Annotated in this window: 30 protein-coding genes; 15 read left to right on the top strand and 15 right to left on the bottom strand. The window is 64.6% G+C overall.

What is annotated here, in order from left to right; translation table 11 throughout:
• Positions 1-3 precede the first annotated feature (3 nt).
• The 3 genes from fumC to RQH62_RS13200 all read right to left on the bottom strand — a co-directional run bounded on the left by fumC (position 4) and on the right by RQH62_RS13200 (position 2273).
• Complete coding sequence (gene fumC, locus RQH62_RS13210; protein WP_311269205.1) at positions 4-1389, bottom strand: class II fumarate hydratase; 1386 nt, start codon at positions 1387-1389, stop codon at positions 4-6.
• A gap of 99 nt (positions 1390-1488) precedes the next feature.
• Positions 1489-1710, bottom strand: coding sequence for a hypothetical protein (locus RQH62_RS13205; protein ID WP_311269204.1), 222 nt, complete (start codon positions 1708-1710; stop codon positions 1489-1491).
• Positions 1711-1796: 86 nt separating this feature from the next.
• Positions 1797-2273, bottom strand: a complete 477-nt coding sequence (locus RQH62_RS13200) for a ClpXP protease specificity-enhancing factor SspB (RefSeq protein ID WP_311269203.1) — start codon at positions 2271-2273, stop codon at positions 1797-1799.
• An 85-nt stretch (positions 2274-2358) separates the two neighbouring features.
• On the opposite strand from RQH62_RS13200, the gene hisB reads away from it, so the two are divergent.
• The 8 genes from hisB to RQH62_RS13160 all read left to right on the top strand — a co-directional run bounded on the left by hisB (position 2359) and on the right by RQH62_RS13160 (position 7005).
• Positions 2359-2946, top strand: a complete 588-nt coding sequence (gene hisB, locus RQH62_RS13195; RefSeq protein ID WP_311269202.1) for an imidazoleglycerol-phosphate dehydratase HisB — start codon at positions 2359-2361, stop codon at positions 2944-2946.
• A gap of 21 nt (positions 2947-2967) precedes the next feature.
• A complete protein-coding gene (locus RQH62_RS13190; RefSeq protein ID WP_311269201.1) occupies positions 2968-3258 on the top strand; it encodes a YciI family protein in 291 nt (96 codons plus the stop codon).
• Positions 3255-3869 (top strand): imidazole glycerol phosphate synthase subunit HisH, encoded by a 615-nt coding sequence (gene hisH / locus RQH62_RS13185; RefSeq protein ID WP_311269200.1) that lies wholly within the window; start codon positions 3255-3257, stop codon positions 3867-3869. Before RQH62_RS13190 ends, hisH begins: the two co-directional genes overlap by 4 nt.
• A 27-nt stretch (positions 3870-3896) precedes the next feature.
• Positions 3897-4634 (top strand): 1-(5-phosphoribosyl)-5-[(5-phosphoribosylamino)methylideneamino]imidazole-4-carboxamide isomerase, encoded by a 738-nt coding sequence (gene hisA, locus RQH62_RS13180; protein WP_311269199.1) that lies wholly within the window; start codon positions 3897-3899, stop codon positions 4632-4634.
• Between the two features lie 139 nt (positions 4635-4773).
• Entirely contained in the window at positions 4774-5538 is a 765-nt protein-coding gene (hisF, locus tag RQH62_RS13175; RefSeq protein ID WP_311269198.1) for an imidazole glycerol phosphate synthase subunit HisF, read from the top strand.
• Between the two features lie 174 nt (positions 5539-5712).
• The gene (locus RQH62_RS13170; RefSeq protein WP_311269197.1) at positions 5713-5997 is read left to right on the top strand and encodes a PEP-CTERM sorting domain-containing protein; all 285 of its coding nucleotides are present in this window, start codon (positions 5713-5715) and stop codon (positions 5995-5997) included.
• Between the two features lie 40 nt (positions 5998-6037).
• The gene (locus RQH62_RS13165) at positions 6038-6358 is read left to right on the top strand and encodes a phosphoribosyl-ATP diphosphatase (RefSeq protein WP_311269196.1); all 321 of its coding nucleotides are present in this window, start codon (positions 6038-6040) and stop codon (positions 6356-6358) included.
• A gap of 71 nt (positions 6359-6429) precedes the next feature.
• Positions 6430-7005 carry a hypothetical protein gene (locus tag RQH62_RS13160; protein ID WP_311269195.1) on the top strand — a complete coding sequence of 192 codons (576 nt, stop codon included), beginning with the start codon at positions 6430-6432 and terminating at the stop codon, positions 7003-7005.
• Here the strand turns inward: RQH62_RS13160 and RQH62_RS13155 are convergent, their stop codons facing one another.
• Both RQH62_RS13155 and RQH62_RS13150 read right to left on the bottom strand, forming a co-directional pair.
• Positions 7006-10269 (bottom strand): DUF3857 domain-containing protein, encoded by a 3264-nt coding sequence (locus RQH62_RS13155; protein ID WP_311269194.1) that lies wholly within the window; start codon positions 10267-10269, stop codon positions 7006-7008. It lies immediately after the preceding gene.
• 88 nt (positions 10270-10357) lie between these two features.
• Positions 10358-11254 carry a histone deacetylase gene (locus RQH62_RS13150; RefSeq protein WP_311269193.1) on the bottom strand — a complete coding sequence of 299 codons (897 nt, stop codon included), beginning with the start codon at positions 11252-11254 and terminating at the stop codon, positions 10358-10360.
• 57 nt (positions 11255-11311) lie between these two features.
• Here RQH62_RS13150 and RQH62_RS13145 point away from each other — a divergent pair, with 57 nt between their 5' ends.
• The 3 genes from RQH62_RS13145 to RQH62_RS13135 are packed head-to-tail and all read left to right on the top strand — an operon-like array spanning position 11312 to position 13812.
• Entirely contained in the window at positions 11312-12760 is a 1449-nt protein-coding gene (locus tag RQH62_RS13145) for a L,D-transpeptidase family protein (protein ID WP_311269192.1), read from the top strand.
• Between the two features lie 7 nt (positions 12761-12767).
• Positions 12768-13082, top strand: coding sequence for a hypothetical protein (locus RQH62_RS13140; RefSeq protein ID WP_311269191.1), 315 nt, complete (start codon positions 12768-12770; stop codon positions 13080-13082).
• Positions 13083-13134: 52 nt separating this feature from the next.
• Positions 13135-13812 (top strand): murein L,D-transpeptidase catalytic domain family protein, encoded by a 678-nt coding sequence (locus RQH62_RS13135; protein ID WP_311269190.1) that lies wholly within the window; start codon positions 13135-13137, stop codon positions 13810-13812.
• A 41-nt stretch (positions 13813-13853) separates the two neighbouring features.
• Here RQH62_RS13135 and RQH62_RS13130 read toward each other — a convergent pair whose 3' ends face one another.
• From RQH62_RS13130 to RQH62_RS13095, 8 genes are all read right to left on the bottom strand, one after another.
• Entirely contained in the window at positions 13854-14588 is a 735-nt protein-coding gene (locus RQH62_RS13130; protein ID WP_405053550.1) for a hypothetical protein, read from the bottom strand.
• Positions 14589-14733: 145 nt separating this feature from the next.
• Positions 14734-15429 (bottom strand): ATP12 family protein, encoded by a 696-nt coding sequence (locus RQH62_RS13125; protein ID WP_311269188.1) that lies wholly within the window; start codon positions 15427-15429, stop codon positions 14734-14736.
• Entirely contained in the window at positions 15426-15683 is a 258-nt protein-coding gene (locus RQH62_RS13120) for a hypothetical protein (protein WP_311269187.1), read from the bottom strand. The genes RQH62_RS13125 and RQH62_RS13120 overlap by 4 nt, the downstream gene beginning before the upstream one ends.
• Positions 15680-16339: an HAD-IA family hydrolase gene (locus RQH62_RS13115; RefSeq protein WP_311269186.1), complete on the bottom strand. Its 660-nt coding sequence runs from the start codon at positions 16337-16339 to the stop codon at positions 15680-15682. Before RQH62_RS13115 ends, RQH62_RS13120 begins: the two co-directional genes overlap by 4 nt.
• Positions 16336-16947 carry an FMN-binding negative transcriptional regulator gene (locus RQH62_RS13110; RefSeq protein ID WP_311269185.1) on the bottom strand — a complete coding sequence of 204 codons (612 nt, stop codon included), beginning with the start codon at positions 16945-16947 and terminating at the stop codon, positions 16336-16338. The genes RQH62_RS13115 and RQH62_RS13110 overlap by 4 nt, the downstream gene beginning before the upstream one ends.
• Positions 16944-18332: an RluA family pseudouridine synthase gene (locus tag RQH62_RS13105; RefSeq protein ID WP_311269184.1), complete on the bottom strand. Its 1389-nt coding sequence runs from the start codon at positions 18330-18332 to the stop codon at positions 16944-16946. The genes RQH62_RS13110 and RQH62_RS13105 overlap by 4 nt, the downstream gene beginning before the upstream one ends.
• Positions 18329-18715: a fluoride efflux transporter CrcB gene (gene crcB, locus RQH62_RS13100; protein ID WP_311269183.1), complete on the bottom strand. Its 387-nt coding sequence runs from the start codon at positions 18713-18715 to the stop codon at positions 18329-18331. The genes RQH62_RS13105 and crcB overlap by 4 nt, the downstream gene beginning before the upstream one ends.
• Before the next feature lie 71 nt (positions 18716-18786).
• A complete protein-coding gene (locus RQH62_RS13095) occupies positions 18787-19731 on the bottom strand; it encodes a DMT family transporter (protein WP_311269317.1) in 945 nt (314 codons plus the stop codon).
• A 117-nt stretch (positions 19732-19848) separates the two neighbouring features.
• On the opposite strand from RQH62_RS13095, the gene RQH62_RS13090 reads away from it, so the two are divergent.
• From RQH62_RS13090 to RQH62_RS13080, 3 genes are read left to right on the top strand one after another with little or no spacing between them, the layout of a single operon-like run.
• A complete protein-coding gene (locus RQH62_RS13090) occupies positions 19849-20334 on the top strand; it encodes an Lrp/AsnC family transcriptional regulator (RefSeq protein ID WP_405053548.1) in 486 nt (161 codons plus the stop codon).
• A 46-nt stretch (positions 20335-20380) separates the two neighbouring features.
• The gene (locus tag RQH62_RS13085) at positions 20381-21532 is read left to right on the top strand and encodes a DUF2157 domain-containing protein (protein WP_311269182.1); all 1152 of its coding nucleotides are present in this window, start codon (positions 20381-20383) and stop codon (positions 21530-21532) included.
• Complete coding sequence (locus tag RQH62_RS13080) at positions 21529-22068, top strand: GDYXXLXY domain-containing protein (protein WP_311269181.1); 540 nt, start codon at positions 21529-21531, stop codon at positions 22066-22068. Before RQH62_RS13085 ends, RQH62_RS13080 begins: the two co-directional genes overlap by 4 nt.
• A gap of 44 nt (positions 22069-22112) precedes the next feature.
• Here the strand turns inward: RQH62_RS13080 and RQH62_RS13075 are convergent, their stop codons facing one another.
• Together RQH62_RS13075 and RQH62_RS13070 are read right to left on the bottom strand one after the other, a co-directional pair.
• Entirely contained in the window at positions 22113-22796 is a 684-nt protein-coding gene (locus RQH62_RS13075; RefSeq protein ID WP_311269316.1) for a hypothetical protein, read from the bottom strand.
• 179 nt (positions 22797-22975) lie between these two features.
• On the bottom strand, positions 22976-23362 hold the full coding sequence (locus RQH62_RS13070; RefSeq protein ID WP_311269180.1) for a PH domain-containing protein: 387 nt from the start codon (positions 23360-23362) through the stop codon (positions 22976-22978).
• Positions 23363-23503: 141 nt separating this feature from the next.
• Between RQH62_RS13070 and RQH62_RS13065 the strand changes: the two genes are divergently transcribed.
• Positions 23504-24055: a nuclease gene (locus tag RQH62_RS13065; RefSeq protein WP_311269179.1), complete on the top strand. Its 552-nt coding sequence runs from the start codon at positions 23504-23506 to the stop codon at positions 24053-24055.
• The last annotated feature ends 24 nt before the right edge of the window (positions 24056-24079 follow it).

The raw sequence follows: 24079 nt of genomic DNA, 5'->3' as shown, positions 1-24079 counted from the left end.
GGATCAGACCATATTTTCCGGGCGAACCAGCCGGTCGAAGGTCGGTTCGTCCACAAGGCCAAGTTCCAGGCCGGCTTCCTTCAGCGTCTGCCCCTTCTTGTGCGCATGCTTGGCGATGGCGGCGGCATTGTCATAGCCGATCTCCGGTGCCAGCGCGGTCACCAGCATCAGCGACCGGTCGACCAGTTCGGCGATCCGCGCTTCATTGGCGATCAGCCCATCGACGCAGCGTTCGGCGAAGCTTTCCATGCCGACGCTAAGCAGATGGATGGAGCGCAGCACATTGGCGCCGATCAGCGGCATGAACACGTTCAGCTCGAAATGCCCCTGCATGCCGCCGACCGTCACTGCCTGATGATTGCCGATCACCTGCGCGGCCACCATGGTCAGCGATTCGCACTGGGTCGGATTGACCTTGCCCGGCATGATCGAGCTGCCCGGCTCATTGGCCGGAAGGTCCAGCTCGCCCAGCCCCGATCGCGGGCCCGACCCCAGAAAACGGATATCGTTGGCGATCTTGGTCAGCGACACCGCCAGCGTGTTGAGCGCGCCGGAGAAGAAGACCAGCCCATCCTTGGCCGCCAGCTGCTCGAACTTGTTGGGCGCGCTTTCAAAATCGGTGCCGGCAATGTCGCTGATCGCCGCGACCATATCGTCCGCCCAGCCGTCCGGCGCGTTGAGGCCGGTGCCGACCGCCGTGCCGCCGATCGCCAGCTTGCGGATATTGCCATTGAGCGCTCCCTCGACCCGCGCCCGGCCGCTGACAAGCTGCGCCGCATAACCGGAAAATTCCTGCCCCAGCGTCAGCGGCGTCGCATCCTGCGTATGGGTGCGGCCGATCTTGACGATATGGCTCCAGCTTTCCGCCTTCGCGGTCAGCGCGCCGGTCAGCTTTTCCAGCGCCGGGATCAGCCGGTCGCGAGTCGCAATCACGGTCGCGACATGCAGCGCGGTCGGAAAGCTGTCGTTGGACGACTGGCTCATATTCACATGGTCGTTGGGATGCACCGGCGCCTTGCCACCGCGCGTGCCGGCCAGCTGCTCATTGGCAAAGCCGGCGATCACTTCATTGACGTTCATGTTGGTCTGCGTGCCCGACCCCGTCTGCCAGATGACGAGCGGAAACTGGTCGTCCAGCCGGCCCGACACGATGGTCTGGGCAGCATCCTCGATCGCAGCGACGATCTTGCCGTTCAGCCCATGCTTTCCGTTCACGCGCGCCGCCGCCTGCTTCACGATCGCCTGCGCATGGACGATGCCGATCGGCATTTGCTCCGTCAGGCCAAAGGGAAAATTCTCGATACTGCGCTGCGTCTGCGCGCCCCAATAGGCGTCGGCCGGAACCTCGATGGCGCCAATGCTGTCGGTTTCGGTGCGGGTAGCGGACATTCAGGACTCCCAGTTAAGAATCAATCGCAAAACTGGTTCCGATGTAGGGCGGCGGGCGAAAAATCCAAGCTCTGTTTGCCAGACAAGAGCCGGAACGGTTCACAGCAAAAAGAGGAAGCCCAGAAACTGGATGGCAAGAAGCCAGAGCGCCACATCCATCGCCCAGTCCTTACCCCGCAAATGCAGCGGCCAAGCCAGCATCATGGCGATCCAGAAGAGATAGGGGGAAACAAGAGCGCCAAATACGACAATGCGCAACACCGCCGCACGGCTTGTTTCCTCCGACCAGATTGGCGAGAAACCAAGACCGAGCGGCGCCATGAACAAAATGAAGGACAGGGGCAGCCCGACCAGCGCCGTCAGGCCCCATTGTACCAGAAAACCTCCCTTATCCTAGGAGGTCCGGGTCATTTCTTCTTGCCGAAGTCCACCGTCACGACGTTCGAGCCATCTTCGCTCGTCACCTGCGGGCCGTCATTTTCGGCCTCGTCATGGGGTTCGGGCAGTTCGTCCGCCGCCACCTGAAACTGAAGGGCGAAATTGACCGCCGGATCGACGAAGGCGGTGATCGCCGAGAAGGGAATGGTCAGTTGCGCCGCGACCTGATTGAAGGTCAGGCTGACCTGGAACAGATCGCTCTGAACCTTCAGATCCCAATATTTATTCTGGAGGACGATGGTCATCTCATCCGGGAATCGTTCCACCAGATGCTTGGGAATATCGACGCCCGGCGCGCTCGTCTTGAAGGTGATGTAGAAATGATGCGCGCCCGGCAGGCCGCCGGACTGCTGCACTTCGCCCAGCACGCGGCCGACGACTGCGCGCAGGGCCTCCTGCACGATTTCGTCATAGGGAATCAGGCTGTCGGGCAGGTCTTCACTCATGGCCCAATGTCCTAGCGGCACGAATCGGAGGGTCAACCCCGTCCTGACAGATTGCATGAATGGCGACAGGCGCTATAGGGCGGCCATGCGCACGGCCGAGATTCACCGCAACACAGCGGAAACCCAGATCGACGTCACCGTCAACCTCGACGGGACTGGCCTCTATACGGTGTCGACCGGCATCGGCTTTTTCGATCATATGATCGAACAGCTGTCGCGCCACTCGCTGATCGACATGACCGTCAAGACCGTTGGTGACCTGCATGTCGACCAGCATCACACAACCGAGGATACCGCGATCGCTATCGGCGAAGCGGTGGCCAAGGCGCTGGCCGACAAGCGCGGCATCAGCCGCTATGGCAGCGTCTATTCGCCGATGGACGAAACGCTGAGCCGCGTGGCGCTCGACATTTCGGGCCGCCCCTGGCTGGTGTGCAAGCTGCCCTTCACCGTCACCAAGATCGGCGAATGGGACACGGAGATGGTGGAACATTTCTTCCACAGCTTCGCGCAGGCGGCCGGCATCACGCTGCATATCGAGCTGCTTTATGGCAGCAACAACCATCATATCGTCGAAAGCGCGTTCAAGGGCCTGGCCCGCGCGCTGCGGCAGGCGGTGGAGATCGACCCGCGCAAGGCGGACGCGATCCCATCGACCAAGGGCATCCTGTAAGACTTACCGAAAGGTCATTCCATGTTCGTCATCGCGCTCACCTATACCGCTTCGATCGAAGTGCTGGACGGGCATCTGGCGGATCATCGGGCGTGGCTGGATCAGGGAATCGCAGACGGCTGGCTGCTGCTGGCCGGGCGGCGCGAACCGCGCACCGGTGGCATATTGCTGGCGCGGGGCGAGCGGGTCGAGATCGAGCGGTTGGCCGCGACTGATCCGTTCGTGCTGAATGGCGCAGCAACGGCAGAGGTCATCGAGTTCCATCCGGTGCGCGCGGCCGCCGGCGTCAGTCTGGAGAGCCTGCTGGCATGACCATTGCCCTGATCGACTATGGCGCGGGCAACCTCCATTCGGTGCATAATGCCCTGCGCAAGGCGGGTGCGGAGACTGTTGTCATCACCGCCGATGCCGATGTCGTAGCGAAGGCCGACCGGATCGTCCTGCCGGGCGTGGGCGCCTTTCGCGCGTGCCGCGATGCGCTGGTGGCGATCCCCGGCATGGTGGACGCGATGAACGAGGCCGTGAACGGACGCGGCATCCCTTTCCTTGGCGTATGCGTGGGCATGCAGTTGCTGGCCGATGCGGGCGAAGAATTCGGCCGGCATGAAGGGCTGGGCTGGATACCCGGCACGGTACGGCTGGTCGAGCCGACCGACCCCGCCGTGAAGGTACCGCATATGGGCTGGAACGATGTGGTGCTCAACGGCACGCCGCCTCTGATCGAGGCGGGTGAGGCCTATTTCCTGCATAGCTATCATTATGAAGCCGCCGATCCGGCGCATATCGCCGCCGTGACCGACCATGGCGGGCCACTGGTCGCCGCAGTCGCGCGCGACACCATCATCGGTTGCCAGTTCCACCCGGAAAAGAGCCAGCGCTATGGCCTGTCCTTCCTGTCCCGTTTCCTCGACTGGCGGCCCTGAGCCTCCGTTCGCGCAAAGGTTGATCCCATGTCCCTGATCGTCTTTCCCGCCATCGACCTCAAAGGCGGCCAGGTCGTGCGCCTGGCCGAAGGCGATATGGACCGCGCCACCGTCTATGGCGACAATCCTGCCGCGCAGGCGCTGCTGTTCGCGGAAAGCGGCGCGCAACATCTGCATGTCGTCGATCTGGACGGCAGCTTTGCCGGCCATGCGGTTAATGCCGCAGCGGTCGAGGCGATCGTGGAGGCCTTTCCCGGCCATGTCCAACTGGGCGGCGGCATCCGCAATCGCGAGTCGGTGGAGCGCTGGTTCGACCTCGGCGTATCGCGCATCGTGATCGGCACGGCGGCGCTGAAAGACCCGGCCTTCGTCAAGGCGGCGGCGCGCGACTTTCCTGGCGGCATCGTCGTCGCGGTCGATGCGCGCGACGGCTTCGTCGCGACCGATGGCTGGGCGGAAAAGAGCGACATGCCGGTCATCGATCTGGCCCGCCGGTTCGAGGATGCGGGCGTCGTCAGCCTGCTCTTCACCGATGTCGGCCGCGACGGGCTGCTGAAAGGCGTGAATATCGACGCGACCGTCGATTTGGCCCGCGCTACTGACATGCCGGTGATCGCCAGCGGCGGCGTGGCGGGGATCGCGGACATCCGTATCTTGAGCCTGCATGCCGATGACGGGATCGAAGGCGTCATCACCGGCCGCGCGCTGTATGACGGGCGGCTGGACCTCAAGACCGCGCTGGCGGTGGCGCAGGCGGCTGCTTGATACACATCACACTCCTCCCCGTTCGGTTCGAGCTTGTCGAGAACCGTTGCGCGCGGGTTCTCGACAAGCCTGTCCTGAGCGACTGCTGCAAGCAGTCAGTCGAAGGGCTCGAACCGAACGGATCTGGGAGCCTGTTTCAATGACCGTCCGCACCCGTGTCATCCCCTGCCTCGACGTTGCCAATGGTCGCGTGGTGAAAGGCGTCAATTTCGTCGATCTCAAGGACGCAGGCGATCCGGTAGAGCAGGCCAAGCTTTACGATGCGGCCGGGGCGGACGAACTCTGCTTCCTCGACATCACCGCCACCCATGAGGCGCGTGGTACCATATTGGACGTGGTGCGCCGCACCGCCGAAGTCTGCTTCATGCCGGTGACCGTGGGCGGCGGCGTGCGCACGCCAGAGGATGCGCGCGCGCTGTTGCTGGCTGGAGCCGACAAGGTCGCGGTCAACAGCGCGGCGGTGCTGCGGCCCGAACTGGTCGCCGATATCGCCGACCGCTTCGGCAGTCAGTGCATCGTCGGATCGGTCGATGCCCGGCGCGTGGGCGACAATCGCTGGGAAATCTTCACCCATGGCGGCCGCAAGCCGACCGGCATCGACGCGCTGGAGCATGCTCTGCGCCTCGCTAACCTTGGCGCTGGGGAACTGCTCGTCACCTCGATGGATGGGGACGGCACGAAGCAGGGCTATGACCTCGCCCTCACCCGCGCCATTGCCGATGCCGTGTCGGTGCCGGTGATCGCGAGCGGCGGCGTCGGCATGCTCGACCATCTGGTCGAAGGCGTGGTCCAGGGTCATGCCAGCGCCGTGCTGGCAGCCTCCATATTTCACTTCGGTCAACACACGATTGCTGAGGCGCATCAGGCTTTGGCAGCCGCGAATATCCCGGTGCGCAGCCATTAAGGTTTACGCTGCTCGAACATGTCGGGTTAATTGACATTAACCATATTCCATCAGCGACAATCTCGTCGGACAATCCCGGAAATGCGTCACTTGGCAGAATTGGCATGCAACCTGCTTAGGTAAGGACAGGGTCGTTTCAGAACGATATGTTCTTTTCGAAACAGGGTGACGAATATGAAAATCAGCAAACTTCTTCTCGTTGCCGGATCGGCCAGCCTGATGGGCCTGGCTGTCCCGGCGCCTGCCAACGCCACCTTCTGGTGCTGGTTCGGCAAGTGTGGTGGATCGTCCAGCGGCGGCAGCACCGGCGGTTCGACCAGCGGCGGCACCACCAGCAGCGGCGGCTCCTCGGGCGGCACGCCGACCCCGGTGCCCGAACCGGAACAGATGGCGCTGTTCGGCATGGGCGCGGCCGTTCTGGCCGGTCGTATGTTCCTTGCAGGCCGCAAGCGCAAATAATCGATTGACGGGTCGCGCGCGCGGCGCTTGATGCGCTTCCATGCGCGCGACCCTTCAAACCCTCGAACAGACCATCCGCCAGCGGCGGAGTGCCGATCCTTCGACATCCTATGTCGCCAAACTGGCCGCCAGAGGCCGCGCCAAGATCGCGCAGAAGGTCGGCGAGGAAGCGGTCGAAACCGTGATTGCCGCTATGGCAGACGATCGCAGCGAAATCGTCGGCGAGAGCGCCGACCTGATCTTTCACCTGATGATGCTGCTGACCGACATGGACGTGCCGTTCGATGCCGTGCTGGACGAACTGGACCGGCGCGAAGGCGTATCCGGCATCGCCGAAAAGGCCGCCCGCCCCAAAGACTGACGACACGAACGGACATATATCACCGCTCCCGCGTTGAGGCTGCAAGATCGTGACGGGAAAGGGGGAGGCATATGGTTCGTACAGTGATCGGGGGTCTGCTGGGCGGCCTCGCCATGTTCATCACCGGCTTCATTTTCTGGGGCACGCCGCTCTCAGCCCTCGCCCTCAGCCGCGCGGGCGATCAGGCCAGCGCCAATCTGCAAGCCGCCATGGCGCAGGCGCTCACTCCGACCGGCACCGGTGTTTACATCATTCCCGACCCGGCGACTGCGCAAGGCACCGTCCTTTATGGACGCGGCCCGGTGGCACAAATCTTCTATAATGCCACCGGCTTCCCGGTGATGGACGGCAGCGCACTGATCGGCGGGCTGATTCTGTCGCTGGTCGTGGGTGTCATCATCGCGCTGGCCCTGCGCTTCGCTCTCAGTGATTTTGTCAGCCGGGCGCGGATCTCGATCCTGTTCGCGCTGGCGGCCGTGCTGTGGCTGCATGTCGGCCAGGCCGTGTTCAACCATGCGCCTTGGGCCTATATCCTCTACCTCGCCTTCAGCGATTTCGTGGCGCTGGCCGCCGCCGGCCTGATCGCGGCGAAACTGATGGAGAGCAAGGCGCCGGTCGCCACGGCGGCGACCGACACGCTGCATTAATCAGTCTCGACGCGCTTCAGCCGGCCAGGGAAGCCCATAGTCAGCAAATTCGCCTGCCACCTCACCGTCCAGCCTGACGGCCTCTTCGCGGTCAGCCTCCGCCTTAGCCTTGTCCCCTTTTCCTGCCCAGGCAAGCGCCCGACCATAAAGGGCTGTGGGAAAACGAACCGATTTGGTCAGCACCTTGTCATAATCACGGATGGCATCGTCCAGTCGCCCGAGGCGCAGCAACACCAGCGCCCGGCTGTCAATGAAAGCGGCAGCATCCTGTGCTTGCTTGATCGCCGCATCGCAATCGAGCAGCGCCGACTCCAACACGGCCTGCGCCGCACCTCTGGTGGTCGCTTTCTTCCAGCAAATATTGTTCAGCCGCACCGGTTGCGACGCCTTGGCACGGGCGCTGGCGAAATCCTTTTCTGCTGCTGCCCGATTGCCAAGTTGGTCGTACGCCAGACCTCGCCCGGTCAAAAGGGCAACATCATCCGGGAATTTGGCAATAGCCTTGTCATAGGACTGGACCGCCCCCTTCGCATCCCCGCTTTCCAGTTGCAGGTCGGCACCGACCGCCCAATTGCTCGCATCCTCCGGGTCCAGCCGCAGCGCTTCGGCATAGTCGGCGCGACGACCGGCCGCGTCAGATTTCGGCCTGCGTTCGCCACGATTGAGATAGATATAGGCCTCCGGCTTAATCGCAATCGCCCGGTCATACGCCTTCAGCGCCATATCCCATTTGCCGAATTTATGGTAAATATTGGCCGCAGCCACCTGCGCATAGCCATTGTCCGCCATCGCGCTTTCCAGCGCGCCGGCTTCCTTGATGCCAGCATCGACATCACCCTGGCTACGCAATATCGTTGCGCGCATCAGATAAAGGTCGGTCCAGCGCGGATCCAGCTTGAGCGCGGCCCCGGCATCGGCCAGCGCCTCCTGGTCGTTGCCCACCGCGCGATGGGCGATCGCCCGGTGCCCCAGTGCGAAACCGTTCTGATCGTCCAGTGCGATGGACTGGCCGTAGGCCGTGATCGCAGCCGCCCAGTCCCCCTTGCGTTCGGCCAGCAATCCACGGGCCCGCGGCACGACCGGGTTCTTGGAGTTGATCGCCGCGACGGCATCCAGATCGGCTTTGGCGCCTGCTTCATCACCCACCCATACCCGGCTGATTCCGCGATTGGCGAGCGCCCATTCATCCTTGGGCTCCTGTTCGAGCGCCTTGCCAAAGTCTTCGATCGCCAGATCGAACTGGCTATTGTCCATTCGTGCGCGGCCGCGTTCGAAATAGGCCTTGGCACTGTCGGGCGTACCCGTGTTTATCGCCGCCAATTCCTTCTCGGTCAGGCGATAATTTGCGGGCCGCCGCAGATAAACGGTCTTGTCCGCCAACCGCCGCAACGCAGCCTGCGCAACCGGAGCCTCGCTTGCGGGAAATTCCGGAATCAGACTGCGCTCGCTCTTTTCGATCAGGAAGACATTGCCCTCCAGCTTGGCCGTGCGCTTGTAGGCAATGCCTCCGGCTGTCTCATCCACCTCCGCATTATCCGCACCCGCCTTGCCGGCAAAGCCGGGCGGCAGCAGGATCTTCTCGCTCATGCGATTATAATAGGGATAGGCAACGGCGAAGGGAGCCTTCTGGTCCTGCGTGGCATCGCGGCTGAAATCAGCCTTGTAACCGACCCGCGTACCATCCGTCTGATACCAGCCATCGTCCCAGTCCATCTTGGCCAGCCCCTCCATCGCCAACCGCTGCTCGCCAGTCTTGGGATCGAAGGTTGCGCTGGTCGATGTCACCTCGACGAAGTCATATTGCCCTTTCCAATAGCGTCGCAGTGCATCGTCGCGCGCCGCACCGGTCAGGCTGGCGATTGCCGTCTTCGTCGCGATAGCACTGTCGCCGGTCATGACCGTTTCGACCTTGAAGGGGGCAGCTATGGTCAACCCGGCAGTCGCATCGATAGTGATCGACACGGATTCGCCCGGAATATCGAGCGGTGTCGGAATCATGCGCACCAAAGCTGCCCCCTTCGCCGTCAACGGCAAACCCCAGCCGAAGTCCGGCACGGCAATGCGGTCCAAGCTGGTATCGCCGGTCCGCGTGCCATCCAGCCAATAGCTTTTCCCACCAATCGTCGCGCGAACCAGCACATGGTTGAACAGGCCGACCATCGGCAGCCGTTGATCGATGCCGTCGCCCATCTGCACGTTGACCGCGACCGGCTCGGCAGCAATCCCCAGGCCGTGCAGCAGTCCCAACAACAGAGCGGTCTTGCCCTTGCAATCACCATAGCGCCGCGACCATGTCGTTTCTGCGTCGGCCGGAACCAGTCCGCCGGTCCCCATCGCCAGCGCAACATAACGTACCCGGTCCTGCACCAGCGCCAGCGCAGCTTCGGCGCGAACCTTCGGGTCGGCGGAGAGCGTCGCGATCCTGTCCAGTTCGGCCCGCACAGCGCCCTGCGTCGGCAACACCGATGCCTTGTCATAGAGTGGCGCCAGCAGCGCACCTAGGTCAGTCCAGGAGGCAAAGTCCGTCATTTCGACATAGCGGCCCATGGCGTAACGCGCCGGGGCGCCCTTGGGCGCAATGATCGGTTCGATCGCACCAAGCGCGTAATCGACACTCATCATGTCGCCCTTGCGCACCGGCTTGACCGTCGGCATGGCCTTGGCTTGCAAACGTGTAGGCAGGCTGGCAGGCCATTGCATCCTCAGCCGTGCCTGCCTTACCGGCATGACGTTCCAGGCACCGGCTATCTGTTCGACATGCCCCTGCATCGTGGGGTCGGATGAACTGATCGAAATGGCGAATTCCACGATATCGCCGACCTGCAACCCTTCGGGTTGGATATTGGCGGTCAGCACCCCGTCAAGCGTCGCGCTTTCCAGATTCTGTTCACGGCGCATGACTGTGAAACTCTGGCTGGCAAGGACATCGATCGCCTGATCGCCGCGGCGGATAACAAGGCTATGGACGGTAAGATCGTCGGTTTCCGGACGCCAGGGAAGCGAGATGTTGCCGGCCGCGAGCCCCTGCGGCGTACCGATCCGCATCGCCACGTCGGAATAGACTGTCTGGCGACCCTTCTCCAACTTCACCTGCTGGTCCGATCGCAGAAGCTCGATCGGCGCTTCGCTCTCCTTTGCCGGTTCGGGCAGGGCGCCCGGTTCCACCACCCAGGCCGGAGCGGGTGCAAGAATCGGCTTGTCGGCCGCCTGTGCGCCAAAGGTAGACAGGCTGGTGGCGGCAAGCAGAATGGCAACTTTTTTCATAACCCCCCGTTCGGCATGAATGGTCCCGTCCCCAGGGGCCTGTGCCGAATGGCCATTGATCCCAATGTCCGCGCCACTTTGCAAGGGCTTAGGCAGCCTCTTGCGCCATCCGGATCATGCAGGCGGCATGGCGACGGGCGACGGCCATTCGATCATCGCCATAGCCGCCGCCCATGGTGCTGGCGACGGGCACACCCCGCCCCCGCGCCTGTCGCATGACATAGCGGTCGCGCGCATCCAGCCCGGCGTCGGTCAGCGTCAACCGGCCCAACCGATCTTCGGCATGGGGATCGACACCGGCCTGGTAGAGGATGAGGTCTGGCGCGAAATCATCCAGTACGCGCGGCAGCACATCCGCCAGTGTCGCCAGATAGGCATCGTCGCCGGTGCCGTCCTCCAGCCCGATATCGAGCGTCGAACGCGCCTTGCGTACCGGGAAATTCTTTTCCGCGTGGATCGACAGGGTGAAGATGTCCCCGCGCCCGGCCATCAACGATGCGGTACCGTCCCCCTGATGCACGTCGAGATCAAGGATCAGGATGCGCGCAGCGTCCCCCTCCACGATCAGGCGGTTGGCGGCGATGGCAAGGTCGTTGAAGACGCAATAGCCAGCGCCGGTGTCGGCCAGTGCATGATGGCTGCCGCCCGCCGCATTAGCCGCATAGCCATGGATCATGGCCAGTTTCGCCGCCAACCATGTGCCGCCCGGCGACAACAGAGATCGGCGCATGACCCGATCCGTCACCGGAAAGCCGATCCGGCGCGCTTTTTCCGGCGGGACGGTCAGGGTCAGCACTTCGTCGACATAGGCCGGATCGTGGACCCCATCAATCCAGATGCGGTCCATCGGTTCAGGTTCAACACTTTGGAAAGGCACGGCGGTTTCACGCAATGCGTCCATCACCAATCCATATTTGTCGAAACGAAATCGGCTGCCCGGTGTTGCAGGGGAGACATAGGCGGGATGGTGAACAACGTGCAGCATGATCTTTTCCCGCTATCGCGATTCCCACCTAGGTTGCTTTGCGCTATCTGGTCCAGCATGAACCGTCCCACGATGATCCGTTTCCCGCTGCTGGCGATCGCCAGCCTTACCGCCCTGCCGATCGCCGCGCAGACGCCGCCGCCTGCCGTGGCGCCCACTTTGCCGGCGCCGACAGTGCAGCCCATCCCCGCGCCCCCACCTCCTGTGCCGATTCCGGCGCTGTCGCCGACGCAGGAGGCATGGGCCAATGACTGGCTGAAGAGTGGCGCGGCACAGGGGCTGATGGCGCGGCAGAAGGCCAGCGGTCCGCTGAAGGGCGACGCGCTGGTCAATGCCCTGCTCGACCGGGCCAAGGCGCTGAGCACCGGACGGGTCGATACCGCCGACTTCCTCAATATCTGGGCGTTGCGTCCCGCCGCCTTCGACCCGCGCCCCGGCCTGGCCAAGGCGGTGAGCGAGGATCGGCTGGCGCAATGGTCCGCCGGGCTGACGCCGCCCTGGGCCGGCTATGACACGCTGCGCAAGGGCCTCGCCAAATATGAGGCAATCCGGGACAAGGGCGGCTGGCCGACGCTGACCGCTGGCTCCGCGCCCGATGTGGTGCGCGCGCGCATCGCGCTGGAAGACCCCGCCGTCACGCAGGACGAGAAGCTGGTCGACGTGATCCAGCGCGCCCAGCGTCGCTATGGGCTGGAGCCGACCGGCGCGCTTGGCGCACGGACGCTGGAGGCGCTCAATGTCGGCGTGGACGATCGCATCGCTGCGATCATGGCCAATATGGAGCGCTGGCGCTGGATGCCGCGCAGCCTGCCGGTCAATCGCGTGCAGGTGAATATCGCCGCCGCCGTGCTGACCGTGTTCGAGGGCGACCAGCCGGTGAGTTCGATGCGCGCCGTCACCGGCAGCCCGGACAATCAGACGCCGATGCTGACGTCCAGCATCCATTCGATCGTCGTCAATCCGCCATGGAACGTGCCGATGTCGATCGCCAAGCGGGAGTTGTTCCCCAAGGGGCGCGCGACTTTGGCCAGGCAGGGGTACAAGATCATCAAGACGCCCGAGGGCGGCGAGCGAATCGTTCAGCCGGCGGGTCCGGGCAGCGCGCTCGGCCGGTTGAAGTTTGATTTCAACAACCCTTTCGCCGTCTATCTGCACGACACCCCGTCGCGCGGGAAATTCTCCAGCTATGACCGGCTGGCCAGCCATGGCTGCATCCGTCTGGAAAAGCCCGTCGCGCTGGCCGAGCAGATGGTTGCCGCCGACCCGAACCTGAACGGCCAGATCCAGACGCTGATCGACGAGGGCAAGACGCAGCGCGTATCGTTGCCCAGCCAGGTCGCGGTCTATCTGCTCTACTGGACGGCCTTTGCCGGCAATAATGGCACGGTCAGCTTCCGCGCCGACCCCTATGGCTGGGACAAGCTGCTCGCGCAGAAGATCGAGGCGTCGAGCCGCCGCGTCGATCCCACCGCTGCCCCCTCCCCCAACCTCGCATCCAAGGACTGACATCCCCATGCGCAAGATCGCTTTCATCGCCCTCGCCGGTGCCCTTGCCCTCGCCGCTTGCGGCAAGAAGGAAGAGCCGGCGCCCGACGCCACCAACAATCTGGTCGAACCGCCGGTCGAGAATGTGATCGTCGAGGAACCCGAAGCACCGCTGCCCGAAGTGCAGAATAATGCGGCCGCGACTCCGGTCGCAGCACCGCCCAAGGTGTCGGAACAACAGCAGATTCTGGATGATGCCGAAGCCAGCGGCATGACGGCGCGTTTGCCGGAAGGCGGCGAACAGAGCCAGCCTGCGGACGAAGCGAGCAAGACGGGCGAATAAGACCGCGCGCCCCGGTCTTGGACCGGGGCGTCGACTTTGCTATATTGCGACCATGGATCGCCGCAATTTTACGAAGTTCGCTTTAAGCGGACTCGCCTTTTCGTTTCTGTCGGACAGCATGGGCCGTGCCGCGCTTCCGGTGACAGGCCCTGAACCCGTGACGCCGGCGTCGGTTCCCACGGTTCCGGCCGCGCCGCGCGCCGTGGCGCAAAAACCTTATGCCGCGCTGCTGGAGCGCGCGAAGGCGGCACTCGACAATCACGCCCATCATTTCGAGCTGCGCGATCGGCTGGCGATCGTCGATTTCGACGCGCCGTCGAAAAACCCGCGCATGCATATCGTCGACCTGATCGGCGGGCAGACCAGTAGCTATCTGGTGTCCCATGGTCGCGGGTCCGACCCCGCCCATTCGGGCTGGCTGCACAGCTTCTCCAACGAGTTCAACTCGCTGGCCAGTTCATCCGGCGCATTCAAGACGGGCGACATGTATTTCGGCCAGCATGGCCGCTCGATGCGCCTGCTGGGCCTCGACCCGCAGAACAGCAATGCCGAATCGCGTGCCATTGTCATCCATGGCGCCGATTATGTGAGCGAGGACCATGTCGCCGCCTGGGGAAAATGCGGTCGCTCGGAGGGCTGCTTTGCCGTCGCGCCGCATATCGTGCCGCAGGTGCTGGGCCTGCTGGGACCGGGTCGGATGCTCTACGCCGACAAGATCGGCAATGGCTGATCCCTTCCTCCCCAAGCAGGCTTGGGGAGGATTTCCGTCGCTTACCCCTCGGTCGCGGGGGCGCCTGTCATCGTTTCGATCTGCGGCCTGTTGACCGCGTCGATCGATCCGTCGGCGATCATCGACTGGCCCATGCTGATCGCTTCGTCGCGAATGCCCTCTTCGGTGCCGGTCTGGCTGGCGCCGACCAGAGCGGCGAGAAGAATGTTCTTCGACGCTGCGTCGCCGGGCTGCTCCGTAACCGTCTGGCGCGCCAGCGTCAGTGCCTCCTCGAAAAAGGGATCGGCACCGCCCCGGTCATGGTCGCGCAGATTCTGATTGCCCAACTGGATCAGGATACCGGCCAGAATGTTGCGGCTGGCGACATCGGTCGGCTTGGCCGCCACAACCTTGCGCCAATAGGGCACCGATTCGTCATAGAGGGGGATGACCCGATCCATCTGCCCAAGCGCGCCATAGGCGGCGGCCTGCGCGTAGAGGGCGTTGGCGAGGAAATTGACATTGTCGGTCTTCGACGGATCCGCCTCCGCAGCGGTGCGGATTGCCGGCAGCGCCGCGTCATATTTGGCGACGGCCGTGGCATTGTCGCCCTTCTGCTGCGCGGTCTGGCCAGCGGTGAAGTCGGTCACGGCCTTATTGAAGGCGGCAATTTCCGCAGACGTCAGCTCCCGCGCAACCGGGGCTTTGGCCGCAGGGGCTGTTTCCTCGATCGGGGGTGCCTCGGGCGGCGGGGCGTCCGGCACCTGCTGGGCAAGGACCGGGGCGGATACGGCCATCATGGCCGCAATAACGGATTTTGCGAACGTCGAGGCCAAGGTCTCGGTCTCCTATAGCGTTGCATCGATATGGTGCGCCGGACATAGACTGCCCGTGCTGGCGGCAGAATGAACGAAACGCCGCCCGGTTCCACCCATTTCCGGTTCAGCCCCGGCTAAGCGCGCAGAAAGCGGCGGCAGTGGCGAAGTCGTCGGCGCGGCGAACGCTGCGCGCGGCAGCCTCCGCATCCTCGCCCCATTGTTCGACCTGCCAGGCTTCGTCTATCTCGGCCGCCTGCCAGATGGCACCGACATCATGGCCGCCGTCCACCACCGCAAGCCCGCAGACCAGCGAGCCGCTGAGCGTCACGAGCGTCGACAGGCCGGTGAGGATGAAGGGCGCGATCGCCGCGATCGCCGCGCCCAGCCGGGCCAGCGTCTCTTCCGGCTGGGGCACGGGGATGATCCCCTGCGTCACCGCAAAGGTCACATCATAGCGGCCTCGCGCCCAGTCGAGCAAAGGCCCCCACGCCGCCGCCTGTCGCGCGACCAGCGTATCCGGGCCATCGGCACGATAGCAGAGCAGGTCGGACTGCGCATAGCGGGCCACCCCCTCGGCAAAGGTAGCCGGGTCGGGTACGACATGGTCGATCGCGGCGTTGGCAAGGCCGGTCATCGGCATGGACGCAGGATCGACCGTCTCGCCCTGCGCCCGCCATTCCTGCGCGATCGCTTCGGCGAGCGCAGCCGTGGGCAAAGTCAGCGCCGCGCGCGCCGGGGTGCGGACCGGCCGGCCGTCCAGCCGGATGGCGAAGCCGCCCTGCTCCGCAATCACGGTCACATCGGTATAGAAACGCTTCATTGCGGCGGCCTCTGGCGGAACAGCGCCAGCAGCAGGCGCGGGACGATGATGAACTGGAACAGGCCGGTGACGACCATGATCGCGCCGAATGCCTTCGCCTTGTCCCCCTGCACCCAGGAAAAGCGCTGCATGATGGCAAGGAAGCCGAACATGACGATGAAGGCGCCCGACAGGCGGAACAGACCGATCGCGAAATGGCGCTGACGCGCGACGGACTCGGGATTGGGCGGGGGTGGCGGTGGAAGGTCGGTCATGGCGCGTCGATATGGCCGCGCAATTCCCAGCTGTCCATGGCTACGGCATGCGCACCCGCCGCGATCAGTTCGTCGGGCAGATGATAGCCCCAGGCGACGCCGATGCTGCGCACGCCGGCGGCCCGGCCCATGTCGATGTCGAAACTGGTATCGCCGATCATCACGGTCGTGTCCGGTTTCGCCCCCGCCTCCGCCATGGCGGTCAACAGCATCGATGGATGCGGCTTCGACGGATGACGGTCGGCGGTCTGGAGCGTCACGAACCGGTCCAATATGCCATGATGGGTGAGGCACAGGTTAAGGCCCCGGTCCGACTTGCCGGTGGCCACGCCCAGCAGCCATCCGGCCCCGTCCAGTTCCTGCACCAGTTCCGCGATGCCGGGATAGAGCGGTTCCTGCACGCCCTGTTCCCGCCGCATCGCCTGAAACGCCAGCTTATAGCGATCGGCCAGATGATCGTGGAAATCGGCCTCCGCATCGGGCAGCAGCCGCGCCATCGCGACCGGCAGCGACAAGCCGACCGCCGCCAGGATCGCCAGCCGCTCAGGCGGCGGCAGCTTCACATCCTCGAACGCGCGCACCATGGCGGTGCAGATGCTATGCTGGCTGTCGACCAGCGTACCGTCGCAATCGAAGACGACCAGCCTGTTGCTCATGCCGCCTCCGGCACCGTCGCGCGCATCAGCGCCGCCAGTTCGCCGTTGCCGCCCCCGTCCAGCGCATCGGCCACGCCGATACGCGCCGCTTCGGGCTTGTCCTGGCCCAGCTTGGCGGTGCCCTGCATCATTTCCACCTGCATAGAAAAGCCGATCAGGCCGCCAAGCAGTCGGTCGAACTGGCCCGGCCCCATCTTGCCACGGGTCCACACCGGCTTCGGCGCTAGCCGCGCTTCCTGATCGTCGCTCAGCGCATCGATCTGGGCGATGGTGGCCGCCTCATCCAGCCGCGCCATCGGCCCGCGCAATTCGGCGGACAGATAGTTCCAGGTCGGCACCTTGTCGGGCAGGCCGTACCAGTCGGGGCTGACATAGCCATGGGGGCCAGTGACAACGATCAGCGCGTCCCGCCCCTCCAGATGCCGGACGATCGGATTGGCGCGATGGATATGCACCCCGATCTGCCGCTCATCCAGCCAGACGAGCGGCAGATGGACGACATGCACCTTGTCCGGCGCCGCAACGCAGAGCAGGCCGAAGCCCGCCTGCGCCACGAAGGCGCGGATCGCCGCCTCGTCGCGCCAGCTATAGGGGGCGCCCGGCGTCATCCCTTCTTCGTGCTGCCCCGCGACCGACGCTCGCCCTTGCGCTCCTTGCGCACCTGCTTGGCATGTTGCCGCGCGAATTTCTTTTCATCTTCGCGGGTCGGGGTCCGGTCGATCTCGTCGTCCAGCGGCATGTCGCCCAGCTTCAGGTCGAAGCCCAGTTCCTGAAGGCTGTTGGCGAAATGCGTCGGCAGGTCGGCCATCACATCCACACGCCCGCCATCGGGATGATCCACCCGGATGCGGCGCGCATGCAAGTGCATCTTGCGGCTGATCGTGCCGGACAGGAATGCGTCCTTGCCGCCATATTTGCCGTCGCCCACGATCGGAAAGCCAATCGCCGCCAGATGCACGCGCAACTGATGGGTGCGGCCGGTATAGGGTTGCAGTTCGACCCAGGCGGCACGGTTGCCGGCCCGTTCGATCACGCGATAACGGGTACGGGCGGGCAGGCCCTCTTCCTCATCGACGTGCATCTTCTCGCCGCCAGTGCCCGGCTGCTTGGCGAGCGGCAGTTCGATCATGCCATCATTGATCGACGGCACGCCGATCACCAGCGCCCAATAGACCTTGCGCGCGGTGCGGCTGGAGAAAGCCTTGGCGAAATGCGCGGCGGAGCGGCTGGACCGCGCCAGCAGCAGCGCGCCAGACGTGTCCTTGTCCAGCCGATGCACCAGCTTGGGCCGCGATTCGGCGTCGAACAGCAGGCCGTCGAGCAGCTTGTCGACATGCTCGTCGGTCTTGGTGCCGCCTTGGGTGGCGAGGCCGGGGGGCTTGTTGATGACGATCGCCTGTTCGTCCCGATGGATCACCATCTCCTGAACATAGGCGATCTCGTCCGGGGTCAGGTCGATCACACGAACACGCTTGGGGCGCTCGGCTGCCTCCGGCTTGGCTTCGGCCGGGGGCACGCGGATCATCTGGCCTTCAGCGATGCGGTCGCCCGGCGCGGCGCGGGCGCCATCGACGCGCAACTGGCCGGTGCGCGACCAGCGCGACACCAGGTTGAAGCCGACATCGGGCAAATGCCGCTGGAACCAGCGGTCGAGCCGGATGCCGTCATCGTCGGCCTGCACCCGATATTGCCGCACGTCGAGCGAAACGCCCTTGGCCGGGTTGGGCTTGGCCGGCTTTGCGGGCGCGGCCACCACGGGCTTGGCGGCAGCCGATTTCGCGGCGGCAGGCGCCTTGGGCTTGAAGGCTGGCTTGCCGTCCTTGCGCGGGCCGGCGGGCTTGCCACGGCCCGACGGAGCGCCGGTTTTGCGATCGCCGGGCTTGCGGTCCGAAGGCCGGCTACCCGAAGGCCCCTTACCGGAAGGCGCTTTGCCCGCAGGCTTGCCGCCGCGCGACCCAGCGCCACCGGTCTTGGCTGGAGGACGCCCCTTCATGCCACTGCACTCCGCATGACGGTGAGGCCCAGCGCCAGCGCGCCGACCGCGCCGATCACCGATGCCACCGCATAGCTCATGGCGAGCGCGCCCTGGCCACGCTCGATCATCAGCATGGTTTCCAGGCTGAAGGCGGAGAAAGTGGTGAAGCCGCCGAGCACGCCGACGCCGAGCAGCAGGCGGATCGGCTCGCCCGATGCGGCACTGCCGCGCGCCAGCCAGCCGGCGAGCAGCCCCATGGCGAAGCCGCCGATCAGGTTCACGGCAAAAGTACCCCAGGGCCAGGCCGCGCCGGGCATCAATTGCCCCGCCAGCCGACCGGTCAGATAGCGCGCCAGCGTGCCTAGCGCACCGCCGCCCATCACAAGAAACATGTTGGTCATGAAACCCGCCCTATAGCGATTCCGCCAAAGGGGAAAGGTCGCAATACCCCTCTTTCCGTTCGGATGTGGGGTCAGATAGTCGCCGTCACATCTGCAGCCGGGCGCCGATGGACGGCGATGCAGCTGATGACGCTGGCCACCACCAGTGCGAAGGCGGCGCTTTCCAGCAAGGTCGGCAACCGCTGTTCCCACAGAAAGCCGTAGATCAGCGCAAAGCCGGTTTCGAACAGGATCATCTGTCCCACCATGGTCAGCGGCAGCAGCCGGCTCATGCGGTTCCAAAGCATGTTGCCGACGATGGATGCGAGCAGGGCGACGGCGATGGTGACCATGGCAAACTGGCCCCAGGCGCCCGCATCATGCTGCCCCATGCCCAGCAGGAAAACGACCGGCAGGAACAGCAGTGCCTGCACGCCGGTCGCCAGACCGATCAGGAAGTTCCAGTCCTGTGCCGGCATATCCCCCAACCGGCGCAACCAGTGATTATTGCCGATGGCAAAGGCGGTCCAGGATATGAGCGCGCCGATCGCGCAGAAAAAGCCGATCAGCCGGGCCGCGACCGGCCCCGTGCCGGGCATCACGATCGCCTGCCAGCCGATACAGAGTGCGCCCGCAATGCAGAGCAGCAGCGAAGGCGCCAGTTGGCGCAACGGCACCGCGCCTGCCTCCCGGCTGCCGATGATGGTCACTGCGACCGGCAGGAAGCCGACGACGAGCGAGGTCATGGCGATCCCGCCCATCTGCACCGCACTGGCCAGCAACACATAATAAAAGAGGTTGCCCGTCAGCGCGAGCCAGGCCAGCGCCCACAGGATGCGCGGCGTCATCAACCCCATCAGGCTGCGCCAGCGCGGCGCGACCAGCAACGCGGACATGGCGCCATAAGCCAGATAGCGGCCGACCGCCTGTTCCAGCGGGCTGAAGCCACGGATCACCTCCGGTGCCAGGAACACCAGCCCCCACAGCGCACCCGCGCCCATGCCGAACAGGACGCCCGCCAGCCTTCCGCCATCCATTCGTCCGCTCACCACGCTGCGTCCATCCCCGACTGCCTTCGACATCTCGATAAATATCATCATTACAGCGGGAAAAATGCTCTTGATTGGGCATATAAATGCAACAATTACTCAGCCATGCCCATTTTAGCCCATCCACCGCGCGGCCTCGATCCATTTGATCGGGCGATCCTGCGAATCATCCAGCGCGACAACCGGACGCCGCAGCGCGCAATTGCCGAGGCGGTGAACCTGTCCACTGCGGCCGTGCAGCGCCGGATCGCCGCGATGGAAAGCAGCGGCGTGATCGCCGCGAACGCCGCGATCGTCGACCCTGATGCCGTGGGCCTTGGCGTCACGTCGATCGTGGAGGTCAATCTAGTCGATGAGAAGGCGGCGACCGTCGATCGGGCCAAGGCGCTGTTCCGCGCCGATCCCGATGTTCAGCAATGCTATTATGTCACCGGCGGCCGCAGTTTCATCATGGTCATCGTCGCGCCCGACATGCGCAGCTATGAAGCGACCACCCGCCGCCTGTTCGCGGAGAATGCAGCGGTGGCCAGCTATCACAGCTATCTGGCGCTCAGCCGGGTCAAGGCGGGGATGGAACTGGTCATCCCCTGAACCAACAATCCATTGCCCTTTGGCCCAGGCCGGCTAGTCTGCCATCATGTCGGAGCGGAAACTCAGGGCGTGGCAGGCGGCGGGACTGATCGACCCCGCCACCGCCAGCCGGATCAGCGCATGGGAAGCGGCGCATAGCCGGCCGATCGGCGTGTGGGCGATCGTGGGGCTGGGCGCGCTGACGATCGGGCTTGGCCTCGTTTCGCTGATCGCCGCCAATTGGGAAGCTATCCCCGGCACGACGCGGCTTGCCATCCACATGCTGCTGATGATCGCGCTGGCGGCATGGACTGGGTGGAGCCTGCCCAAGGGCCGGATGCATGATCAGGTGCATGATGCGCTGCTCTTCGTCGGCGCGGTGCTGGGCCTCACCTTCTTCGGTCATCTGGGGCAGGTCTACCAGACCAGTTCGCCGCTCTGGCAGCCGCTGCTCGCCTGGCTGCTGCTTTTCTCCCCGCTCCTGCTGCTGTTCGGGCGCGGCTGGCCTGTCGCCGGCCTGTGGATGGCCGGCCTGCTCGGCACGATGTGGGCCCATGCGGAGGATCATGGCCATATCTGGTCGCTATTCGGCCGGACGGAACGCCCCTGGCTTTATTGGGGCCTGATCGCCTGCCCGCCGATGCTGGTCGCTGGCGCCGCTGCCCTTCTGCGCAGCCGGAGCGACCGGCCGGCCTTCTGGCGCCTGCTGGAACAGATGGCCGTTGCGACGATCTTCATCGGCCTCAGCCTTGTCATTCTGCTCCATGGTTGGGATGGCGACGGCAGCCTTCGCCCCGGCAGCGCGCTGATCCACAGCATCGCCCTGATCGCCGCCGCATCCGCCATCGCTTATGCCCGGCGCACCGCGTCCGGCCGCGCGACCGCCGCGCTGCTGCTGGTCGCAGCCGCCCTGCACCTGATTCAGGCACTGTTGCCCAATGGTCATGGTGCCGCCCGCGCCTGGATCAGCAGCCTGCTCTTTTGCCTGCTCTGGGGCGCAGTCGCGGCCGCCGCTATCCATGCCGGCTGGCGTCGCTTGTTCCAGCTTGGCGTGGCGATGGTGGCGCTGCGCATCATCATCCTGAGCTTCGAGCTGAACGACGACCTGCTGGGCAGCGGCGTCGGCCTGATCCTGTCCGGCCTGTTCGCCATGCTGGTCGCCTGGGCGACGATCCGCCTGTCGCGCCGCTACGCCCCAGCGCGGGGAGACGCCGCATGACGCCCCGTCGCACCCGCCTGACGCTCACCGCCGCATTGCTGCTGCCGCTCGCTGCTTTGGCCGCCAGTTGGGCCGTCACCCACCGTCAGGCGCAACAGGGGCAGGACTGGCTGATTCCGATTCAGGGCTATGACCCGCGCGACCTGCTGCGCGGTCATTATGTCCAATATCGCTATGACTGGCCGACTTCGCCGCAGCAGCAGACGGAGAGTGCCGTGACGCCCGGCGAGGCCGACGCGCTCTGCATCACCGGCAGCGCGCCCCATATCCGTGCGGTCTGGCCCCTGTCGGGCAGCCCCGATCCGGCCGTGGAGAAGCACTGCGCCATCATCCTGCGCGGCACGCTCGGCACAAGGCGCGAGATACGCGGCCTCGACACTGGCATCTTCTATGCCTCACAATCGGAGGCGCTGGTTCTATCCCGCAAACTGGCCGATCCCGATGTACAGGGATTGATCCGCGTTAGGGTGCGCCCGGATGGCATGCTGCGCCCGATCGCAATGGAATTTCGCCGCCGGCCGCGCCTGACACCTTGAAGCATTGCGAGCCGCCATCTGGACCAGATAACGGCAAAATGCTCTTAAAGCTCCAGCCCGATCAACGTCCCGCTGCCGATCTTGTCGACATAGCGCTTGCCGTCGATCTCCAGCCAGTCGGGTGTCACTTCCAGCCGGCGACCGTTGATGGTGGTGCGCAGATGCTCCACCGCGATCCTGTTGCGCGCGACGATCCGCAGCACCGCCAGCCCGTCGCCCCGCGCCGCCATCATGCTGTAGCGATCGCCGCGCAGCAGGAAATGCCAACTACCGTCGGTCGGCTTCCATTCATTGCCGTCGATGATCTGGGTCGCGACGCCATCGGGCGATCCCAGCCGCACGCTGATCCGGGTCGCCCCGTTCATCCGGCGCGGCGGCGCAAAGATCAGGATCGGCTCGCCTTCCAACGTGATCGGGATCGGCGTATCGCGCAGCAACCGAGATCCTCCCACGATCAACTGCGGTAGTTCCGCCGAAAAGGGCAGCCGGTCGCGCGCAAAATGGCGCTGGCGTACCACCGGATTGGCGTGGAAACTCTGCACCTGCGTGGTGGTCAGCCGCCCTTCTTCGACCAGCCCGTGACAGGTCGGACAGAGCAACGTGGCCCCCGGCCCGTCCGGCAGCCCGAGATAACGATAGATGGTCACGCCGCAGCGCACACAGGCAAAACCGCAGGCCTGCCGTATATCGGCGCGCTGCTCGGCCGTCAGATCCGGCAAAGACGGCATCACTCGCAAGCCAACCATGGACGACCCCTTTTTCCGCCGTTCACCCCGATGTGAACGGACGTTCCTGACATGGCGTCCTCTTGCGAATATGGGGCTCTTCGGCCCCTCCCTTGTTAACCCTATCGTTGAAATTTATCGGCCCAAGTCAAGGGCCTGAACGAATTAGCTTATCTTTTCCGCTATCGTTGCGGCAACAGATCGACATTGCGCGCAGCGGCAATCGCGCGAATGCGGTCGGGCCGCGGCATATTCTTGATCGCAATCTCGGCGATGTCGCCCGCACTGAACAGCTCGACATGGCCGACGCCGAAGATGCGCTGGCCCAATGTCTGGGTGATCCGCACTGACCTTATGCTGGTCAGCGCGATCTCGGTCCGCTGCTTGGCCAGCAGCCCGCGCTCCAGCAGCACCTCCCGCTCGCTCAGCGCCAGTCGCTCGCCCTTGTGCAGCACCCACCAGATACCGATGGCGATGATACCCACCACCGAAACCAGCAGCAGCAGGAACAGGAAAGGGTGCGCCCGAAACATGGCGGGATGCTCGTCATATAGCCAGATGTCGCTCACGCCGTCTCCCTCGCTACAGCGCGCAGACTTCACCATGGCCCGGCGCGCCCGTCAAGCCGCACGCAGATGACGCCGCGCAGGCTGGTTAACCGAAATTTTCCATAAGCACTGTTAAAGCATTCGCTCCAATTGGGACGGATCATGGCACGAAACCTCTATGATGTCGGCGATCGCACCCCGGACGAGACGGGTAGCTGGCTGAACGAGAAGCAGGAAAAGCGCGCACGCGTGGTGCCGATCGGCATGCTGTTCGGCGCCCTGGCGCTGGCGATCGGCGGTGCGATAGTGTTTGGGCAGCTACTTCCAGCCACCGACGAAGCGGGCAAGACAACCGCTACAACCACCAGCATTACGGACGAATTCGCCCTGTGCGATGATAGCAAGGGCGATGCCTGCGTACTTGGTGCCGATGCCTATGCTTGGCGTGGCCAGCGCTATCACATCGCCGACATCAGCGTCCCCAGCGCAATCGACGCACACTGTCCGCAGGAAGCGGAGCGCGCCCGCAAAGGCCGCGCCGCCTTGCTGGCAATGATGAACGGCGGCGCATTCGATGCCGTGCCGGACGCCGCAGATCCTAACCCGTCCGCCCGCATCCTGCTGCGCGACAACGTCTCGCTCGGCCAGCTCATGGTCCTGAAGGGCCATGCCAAACCCTGGTCGGGTAAGCCGATCGACTGGTGCAAGGGCTGAGCGCAAAGCCCACGCCCAGCACCA

Origin of the sequence: Sphingobium sp. WCS2017Hpa-17, assembly GCF_031843765.1 — a bacterium.
Lineage (GTDB): Bacteria > Pseudomonadota > Alphaproteobacteria > Sphingomonadales > Sphingomonadaceae > Sphingobium.
Note: the sequence above shows the minus strand (reverse complement) of the source record. Positions and strands in the feature narration are given on the sequence as shown.

What these genes read in the sequence shown, in the direction of transcription:
- RQH62_RS13110 (WP_311269185.1), bottom strand. Translation starts at nt 16,947, where the DNA reads ATGACGCCGGGCGCCCCCTATAGCTGGCGCGACGAGGCGGCGATCCGC.
- hisF (WP_311269198.1), top strand. Translation starts at nt 4,774, where the DNA reads ATGACCGTCCGCACCCGTGTCATCCCCTGCCTCGACGTTGCCAATGGT.
- RQH62_RS13155 (WP_311269194.1), bottom strand. Translation starts at nt 10,269, where the DNA reads ATGAAAAAAGTTGCCATTCTGCTTGCCGCCACCAGCCTGTCTACCTTT.
- RQH62_RS13125 (WP_311269188.1), bottom strand. Translation starts at nt 15,429, where the DNA reads ATGAAGCGTTTCTATACCGATGTGACCGTGATTGCGGAGCAGGGCGGC.
- hisA (WP_311269199.1), top strand. Translation starts at nt 3,897, where the DNA reads ATGTCCCTGATCGTCTTTCCCGCCATCGACCTCAAAGGCGGCCAGGTC.
- hisB (WP_311269202.1), top strand. Translation starts at nt 2,359, where the DNA reads ATGCGCACGGCCGAGATTCACCGCAACACAGCGGAAACCCAGATCGAC.
- RQH62_RS13085 (WP_311269182.1), top strand. Translation starts at nt 20,381, where the DNA reads ATGTCGGAGCGGAAACTCAGGGCGTGGCAGGCGGCGGGACTGATCGAC.
- RQH62_RS13165 (WP_311269196.1), top strand. Translation starts at nt 6,038, where the DNA reads ATGCGCGCGACCCTTCAAACCCTCGAACAGACCATCCGCCAGCGGCGG.
- RQH62_RS13115 (WP_311269186.1), bottom strand. Translation starts at nt 16,339, where the DNA reads ATGAGCAACAGGCTGGTCGTCTTCGATTGCGACGGTACGCTGGTCGAC.
- RQH62_RS13160 (WP_311269195.1), top strand. Translation starts at nt 6,430, where the DNA reads ATGGTTCGTACAGTGATCGGGGGTCTGCTGGGCGGCCTCGCCATGTTC.
- RQH62_RS13145 (WP_311269192.1), top strand. Translation starts at nt 11,312, where the DNA reads ATGAACCGTCCCACGATGATCCGTTTCCCGCTGCTGGCGATCGCCAGC.
- RQH62_RS13095 (WP_311269317.1), bottom strand. Translation starts at nt 19,731, where the DNA reads ATGGATGGCGGAAGGCTGGCGGGCGTCCTGTTCGGCATGGGCGCGGGT.
- RQH62_RS13190 (WP_311269201.1), top strand. Translation starts at nt 2,968, where the DNA reads ATGTTCGTCATCGCGCTCACCTATACCGCTTCGATCGAAGTGCTGGAC.
- hisH (WP_311269200.1), top strand. Translation starts at nt 3,255, where the DNA reads ATGACCATTGCCCTGATCGACTATGGCGCGGGCAACCTCCATTCGGTG.
- RQH62_RS13140 (WP_311269191.1), top strand. Translation starts at nt 12,768, where the DNA reads ATGCGCAAGATCGCTTTCATCGCCCTCGCCGGTGCCCTTGCCCTCGCC.
- crcB (WP_311269183.1), bottom strand. Translation starts at nt 18,715, where the DNA reads ATGACCAACATGTTTCTTGTGATGGGCGGCGGTGCGCTAGGCACGCTG.
- RQH62_RS13205 (WP_311269204.1), bottom strand. Translation starts at nt 1,710, where the DNA reads ATGGCGCCGCTCGGTCTTGGTTTCTCGCCAATCTGGTCGGAGGAAACA.
- RQH62_RS13120 (WP_311269187.1), bottom strand. Translation starts at nt 15,683, where the DNA reads ATGACCGACCTTCCACCGCCACCCCCGCCCAATCCCGAGTCCGTCGCG.
- RQH62_RS13150 (WP_311269193.1), bottom strand. Translation starts at nt 11,254, where the DNA reads ATGCTGCACGTTGTTCACCATCCCGCCTATGTCTCCCCTGCAACACCG.
- RQH62_RS13170 (WP_311269197.1), top strand. Translation starts at nt 5,713, where the DNA reads ATGAAAATCAGCAAACTTCTTCTCGTTGCCGGATCGGCCAGCCTGATG.
- RQH62_RS13090 (WP_405053548.1), top strand. Translation starts at nt 19,849, where the DNA reads ATGCCCATTTTAGCCCATCCACCGCGCGGCCTCGATCCATTTGATCGG.
- RQH62_RS13075 (WP_311269316.1), bottom strand. Translation starts at nt 22,796, where the DNA reads ATGCCGTCTTTGCCGGATCTGACGGCCGAGCAGCGCGCCGATATACGG.
- RQH62_RS13135 (WP_311269190.1), top strand. Translation starts at nt 13,135, where the DNA reads ATGGATCGCCGCAATTTTACGAAGTTCGCTTTAAGCGGACTCGCCTTT.
- RQH62_RS13130 (WP_405053550.1), bottom strand. Translation starts at nt 14,588, where the DNA reads ATGGCCGTATCCGCCCCGGTCCTTGCCCAGCAGGTGCCGGACGCCCCG.
- RQH62_RS13105 (WP_311269184.1), bottom strand. Translation starts at nt 18,332, where the DNA reads ATGAAGGGGCGTCCTCCAGCCAAGACCGGTGGCGCTGGGTCGCGCGGC.
- RQH62_RS13200 (WP_311269203.1), bottom strand. Translation starts at nt 2,273, where the DNA reads ATGAGTGAAGACCTGCCCGACAGCCTGATTCCCTATGACGAAATCGTG.
- RQH62_RS13080 (WP_311269181.1), top strand. Translation starts at nt 21,529, where the DNA reads ATGACGCCCCGTCGCACCCGCCTGACGCTCACCGCCGCATTGCTGCTG.
- RQH62_RS13065 (WP_311269179.1), top strand. Translation starts at nt 23,504, where the DNA reads ATGGCACGAAACCTCTATGATGTCGGCGATCGCACCCCGGACGAGACG.
- fumC (WP_311269205.1), bottom strand. Translation starts at nt 1,389, where the DNA reads ATGTCCGCTACCCGCACCGAAACCGACAGCATTGGCGCCATCGAGGTT.